Annotated in this window: 4 protein-coding genes and 1 pseudogene; 2 read left to right on the forward strand and 3 right to left on the reverse strand. The window is 48.9% G+C overall.

What is annotated here, in order from left to right:
- On the forward strand, positions 1 to 247 hold a 247-nt coding region (locus KP703_RS14940), incomplete at its 5' end, for a transposase (protein WP_215755500.1).
- A gap of 378 nt (positions 248 to 625) precedes the next feature.
- On the opposite strand, the gene KP703_RS14945 is transcribed toward KP703_RS14940, so the two are convergent.
- Positions 626 to 3,337: a Hint domain-containing protein gene (locus tag KP703_RS14945; protein WP_252354115.1), complete on the reverse strand. Its 2,712-nt coding sequence runs from the start codon at positions 3,335 to 3,337 to the stop codon at positions 626 to 628.
- A gap of 195 nt (positions 3,338 to 3,532) precedes the next feature.
- A pseudogene (locus KP703_RS15975) lies at positions 3,533 to 3,664 on the reverse strand (hypothetical protein); the annotation flags it as partial.
- Positions 3,665 to 5,122: 1,458 nt separating this feature from the next.
- Here KP703_RS15975 and KP703_RS14950 point away from each other — a divergent pair.
- Positions 5,123 to 6,037 (forward strand): hypothetical protein, encoded by a 915-nt coding sequence (locus KP703_RS14950; RefSeq protein WP_215755502.1) that lies wholly within the window; start codon positions 5,123 to 5,125, stop codon positions 6,035 to 6,037.
- Here the strand turns inward: KP703_RS14950 and KP703_RS14955 are convergent.
- Positions 5,938 to 6,165, reverse strand: a 228-nt coding sequence (locus KP703_RS14955; RefSeq protein ID WP_215755296.1) for a transposase, incomplete at its 5' end; no start/stop codon positions are given. The two genes, KP703_RS14950 and KP703_RS14955, sit on opposite strands and share 100 nt — an antisense overlap.

Below are 6,165 nucleotides of genomic sequence, written 5' to 3' on the forward strand. Positions count from 1 at the left end.
GCCGCCAAAGAGCAGGATAGAGCAGGATATCACTCTCGAAATCGTCAGACTACCTCAGGCTAAACGGGGTTTCGTGCTGCTGCCACGTCGCTGGATCGTAGAGAGATCGTTCGCGTGGGCAACGCGGTGCAGGAGGCTGGTGAAAGACTACGAGCGCTGCGCCTCAACGCTTGCCGCAATGCATACCATCGCCTTCGCAGGTTTCATGCTTAGAAACGCAGCTAACCTGCTCATCCAAAGTGCATAACACCCTCTAGGGCGTGGTAATTTTCTACGAGTGATACGTCATGAGGTAGAAAAAATAGGGATAGTCATCATTTTTTTGGTTTTTAGACATCAAAAACGCATCCCAGACAGCCTCACCGCTATAGACAATTTTGCGATCCGGAAAGAATACTCATTTTAATAAAATATTTAGTTCTACCGATCTTTTTGTCATGATCTTTCAATGCCTGTTTGGCTGGGACGCGCACAGGAACAAACTGTGAAGGCAACCTACAGTGGTGATACCGGCCTTCGTTGGCCAATATCACCGTAACTATAGGGCACTCTTCGAACAGCGCCCATCAGGTGCCGGCGAGGTCCGTCGTTGCGATAGAAGCATGGCACGACGGACCTCTATGCTTCAGGCCATTTTTGCAGTTACTTCAGAAACTTCATCCGTTTCCACGTATGGGCCCGCAGCCAGAATTTCCACGCTTAGAAGGCGAAGGCTTTTCCGTTTGGTTTCACCCAGTGGCAGAACGGCATTACCGTCTGTCCAACGGAGTGCTGCTTCCAGACCATGCCAGCCAGAAAGCTCATCCTGCACCAAATGATTTTCAACCGCTTTCTGGATTTTTCCATCAAAGAGGCTGATTTTTCCAACCAGAACGCCCAGTGAACGACGATCATTGACAAACGGACCGATCGCATCGCTGGGGCGGCTGGCACGAGAAACAAGACGCACTGTTTCTACGGTCGCAGGCAGCATAAAAGTAAACACACTACCCTGCTGCCGAACTGCGCGGATGATCTGGCCAGCTTCTGTTTCCAGATGCAGATCAGAGTCTTCCGTCAGCGGCAGAGCTTCCATAGTCGGCATGAGCCCGGCTTGGGTCGCACGCATATCTAAAGTGCGGAACAGCGGCTCAACAACAGCACGCTCCACATTCAGGCTGGCGGCTGCATCAGCTACCCAGCTTTTGCTTTTGTCTGGCTGACCAAGCCGCACGACTGTACCGTCCTGACGGAAGGTGCTGCGGTTGCCTGTATCCAGATAGCTTTCCGTCAGCATCCCGTCTGCACGGATCACCGCATGATTTTCCGTTTCAATATGAAAATAATCATAAGAAGTGATGGAACGATCGTAGAAGATGCTCCGCCCGTTGACCAGCATGCGCACAGGAATAAACTTGTTCTCAAAGAACAGACAATGTTCAGGCGTAATCAGCAGGTCTTTGTAAGGAACACCATCAGTAATTGCATCCTTGAGCACCCGAACCGGATAACCGGCTTCTGCATCTGCGCAGTGAGTTCTCACCTGCATGTGCTTTTTGCCGGTCCACACCACAGATTGTGCAACTTCACGCTGCCGCTGCCAGTCCCACGTTGTTACCTGGTCACCCAGACGGATATCTTCCACAGCAACGTCGCCGGACGGTGTGCTGATCATGGAACCTGCCAGGAAGCAGACTTCAAACAACACGTCGTTGTTGGGGCCCTGTACCAGCGAATAACCGCTCTTTGTCACACCGACGATATTCATCGTAACGGTATGGCCATTCTGCAGCGTCAGGGTCACATGATCGCCATCAGTAGCGTAGGACACGTCTGAGATGTCAGATGCTTTAATCCCGGCCAACTCAATGCCATCAGAATTGCCGCTGGACTGACCATCAAAGCTGCTGATCACAGTTGTCACTGTGACGTCACTTGCCCCAAGACCGGAGATCACCAGCCCCGTATTCGTACTGCCGTCCATGACGATAGTACCGCCCGCATTCGGAACAATGGTTGCCTTACCACCAGATTCCAGAAGCGTCGTGCCCGCAAGCGTGCCGCCCTGTTTTACAGTGAGCGTGCCACCGCTACTAACGACAGAACCACTGGCTACCGAACCGCTGTTAACGACGATACGTGCTCCGTCTGCGACCTGGCCGTTATAAGATTCTGCACCAGCCCCAGTCAGCGTGATGTTGGCAGCGCTCCCCGTTGCGCTGGTGTTATAAACCTGACCGCCAGACCGCACATCCTGCCCACCAGAAACCAGAATGGTGTTAGACGCTGTGCCGCCATTAACCTGCTGAACAGCAGCGGCACCGCTGACGTAAGCTGATGTGACAGTCGCGCCCGCATCCACAACGATACGAGGGATATCTTTTCCAACCGCCAGAGCAGAAATGGTGCTGCCAGACGCACCACTCAAAAACTCAATGTAACCAGCGCTTGTGACGCTTGTATTAACAGCAGACCCGCCAGCAGAAACAAGTTCTGCACCGGTTACGGATGTCGCACTGTCAACACCCGTGGAGCCAACATACAGGGTCGCGCCATTCTGCACCGTGCCGGAAACATTGCTCCCGTTGATTGTTGCGCTGGCTTTGTTCTGCAGGATTGCATTGGAAAGTGTGGCTGCCTGGTCGACGCTGATGCTGGCACCACTTCCAACAGTCGCACTGGTGATTGCCCCACCCGACTGCACCATGGCGCTTGTCGTGTTACCGGAAAGCGTAATGCTGGACGCGCTGCCACCCGCTACAGAGAGCGTGCCGCCGGAAACAACGGACGTGCCGCTTTCCAGACCACTCGTGCCAACAGTTTCAGTGCCGCCGGAAATCTGTGTATTGGTCGCACTTCCGGAAACGATAAACTGACCACCGCTCGTCACAACCGTATCTGCAGCAGAAGCCTGAGCTGCAACAGTTGCCGTCCCGCCAGCAGATACCTGGGTGCCGGATGCGCTCCCTTCCTTCTTGACGTTCAGATTGCCGCCGTTTCCAATAACAGAACCGCTTGCAATCGTGCTGCCATTAACGTCGATACGCGCGCCAGAAGTTACCGTTGCGTTGTAGGATTCTGTACCCGCCCCGGTCAGCGTAACATTCGCGGCACTTCCGGTTGCGCTGGTATTGTAAACCTGCCCACCAGAGCGCACATCCTGACCACCAGAAACCAGAACAGTATCGGATGCCACACCACCATAGACCTGCTGAACAGCAGCGGCGCCACTGACATAGGCCGATGTAACAATTGCGCCGCTATCCACAGTAATATGTGGGATAGTCTTTCCTGCGGCCATAGCAGAAATAGACGTTCCGGAAGCGCCGCTCTGGAACTCGATGGTTCCGGAATCCATAACGACAGAATTACCAGCCGAACCGCCGGCTGCGATGATTTCTTTACCACCACTTACGGTCGTTGCGTTGTCAACACCTGTAGAGCCGATAGAGAACGTGGCCCCATTTAGCACTGTGCCAGACGTATTGCTCCCGTTTACCGTCGCGCTGGCACCGTTCTGCAGAGACGCGTTAAAAAGAGAYCCACCARAAAAAACATGAGCTGTCCCGCCACTGGATATCGTCGCAGACGAGGCAATGCCTCCTGAGCTAACATTCAATACTGAGCCAGAATCGATAGTAAGATTATTGCTGGTTACACCAGACCCAACGTCATAGGTCGTCACAAAGCATCCCTTCGCGATACAGTTGAAATATTACGGACGATCTGGATGTGAAAACTAAACATAAACTATCCTTCTCCTAGAATTCAGAGATTTTCATTTCCAGTGTCGGAGTCGATCTTTTTAAGAATTCGAAAGAGAAAGAAAGAATTCAAAGAATGATTTTTGGACGATAAAAAATATATTTCTGAGAAAGATATTTTATTATTATCTTTCAAACCTTCATGACACACATCTATTCTCCACAAAAGATAATCGGGTGTAGTTCTAAAAAATAGAAAAGAGACTTTTTCTTTAGAAAAGCATCCGCATTCATCTTTCTTTATTTTTACATTCCACACTACGAATCTTAATCCTGGTTCCCGCAGCATAAAACATAAACAGCGCAAGGTTTAGATTTCACAAACCCATCCGTTTCTTTGTAATAATCTTCATTGAAATTTAGTCAAGGATATTTTTTAACGTTAAAATAACGATTTTGAGGTATTTTTTACATTTAAATGACGATGGACTAATTTCCGTGAGTATTATGATTTTACATTTATCGTCTTACTAAAAACACTATCATCCATAAGTAATTTGACGTTACTGGAGAAACAAAAATTTTTTATTGAAATTTAAGGCCGCACATTTCATGATGTAAGTCACTAAACTAGTTGTCTTCGTGATGCAGAGCGAAAATACGATTTGGTTCATTTCTCCGATCATTTTAAAAAAAAGCAAAAGGTTAGTGCGGCACTGATGTAATTACATGCGCATGCAGCCGATTATTTCCCGTATAGGCTATTCCTATACGGTCTATCCGCCAATTATTACTTTGTTCAAAAGGAATTGATTCTGGAATAAATCAATTAGAAGTAATAAAACCCTAATAAATAAACTAAATATATAGAAAATTTCGGTGACAATTTTTACTTTTACGTAAATTTATTTTTAATTTATTTATTAAGTTATGAATAAACTTGTAGTGAGGAGAATTTTAACATCATCAGTTCATTTAATTACATTTTCGTTGCGCAACATATTTTCGTGGGGTAGGGAATTAACGAATTATAAACGTTAGGGAAAGGAATCGCATTTCAATGGTCTGTTTTCGGCAAGTATAACATTGCAGAGGCAGAGTTCAGAACGGTACTGATTGTTGGGCTGACTTACAGTCCGACTGCCAACAAAGCGGTGAATAACATCAATGTTCTTCTTCCGTCTTGGTGCTTGTATCAAGAATAAGACATTATTCTGCAGGAAGTCTCGAAAAATAGAAATTTGTTCTATGGGCGTTGAAAGTCCTTCTGTGAGTTTTTCTCGCATAAGGCGTGGGACTGACGTGCCCTTCTCCTACAAATTTTCGGCAGGAACGTTCGAAGCATCACCGTTTCCTGTTTCGCGTTCATGCTTCTGAACCACCGATTAAATGGCAATTCCAACTGCATCCCTAATTAATCATCTCTAAAGGGTTTACTGATGACATCTATGGTCATTTCTTCTGGCGTAACATCTGATGGAGGTGGAAATACCTCCAGTTATGATCAAACTGCTATTTATGGCACCGCTACAAACTACGTGTTTGATACGTCGAACCTGAACGTTCTCTCCGGGGGTGCCATCACCAGCTCAACGGTCATGAAGGGCAATTTTTCGGCCTCTTCTGGCTCGCTGATTGAGGACGTAACATTCACCGGTGCGGCAACATACAATATTAAGGGTTCCGCTCAGGACGTAACGCTTCTGAGTGCAGGTATCCTGCTTATCAGCGGCACAGCAACAAATGCTACCGTATCTGGCGGTGGTCAGGCTCAGATTTCAGGGTCTGCATCAAACCTGACTATTCAATCTTTAAATTCCGGCAACCAGGTCGCGCTGGGTTATATCTCATCTGGTTCTGTCGTCAGTGGGCTGCAAGTCTCGGGGTACGCGGGCGCTTATGCCTCCAGCGGGAGCACGGTGAGTGGCGTAACACTTGGCGGCGGGAATGGGGCAACGGGGAACCTGTCCGCCTATAATGGCGCCAATATCTATGATGTCGTTGTGCATTCAGGCGGTGTTTACAGGCCGACTGCCTATACAAACTCTGTCACTGTTGACGGGGGACAGGTTGTCCTTTCCAGCGGGTCCGTCACCGATGTTGTGAACGATGAAACAGGGCAGACTGCTAAATCAACCGTAAGTGCGCTGTCTGGCGCAACAGTTGGGTCTGCAACTGTCGACGGCTGGTCCAAATTTTACATTTCCGGCGGGACGGTTTCGTCACTGACGGCGTCCAATGTGACTAGAGGGTGTTATGCACTTTGGATGAGCAGGTTAGCTGCGTTTCTAAGCATGAAACCTGCGAAGGCGATGGTATGCATTGCGGCAAGCGTTGAGGCGCAGCGCTCGTAGTCTTTCACCAGCCTCCTGCACCGCGTTGCCCACGCGAACGATCTCTCTACGATCCAGCGACGTGGCAGCAGCACGAAACCCCGTTTAGCCTGAGGTAGTCTGACGATTTCGAGAGTGATATCCTGCTC

It is taken from the genome of Acetobacter sp. P5B1 (assembly GCF_018811985.1).
GTDB classification, from domain to species: domain Bacteria; phylum Pseudomonadota; class Alphaproteobacteria; order Acetobacterales; family Acetobacteraceae; genus Acetobacter; species Acetobacter cerevisiae.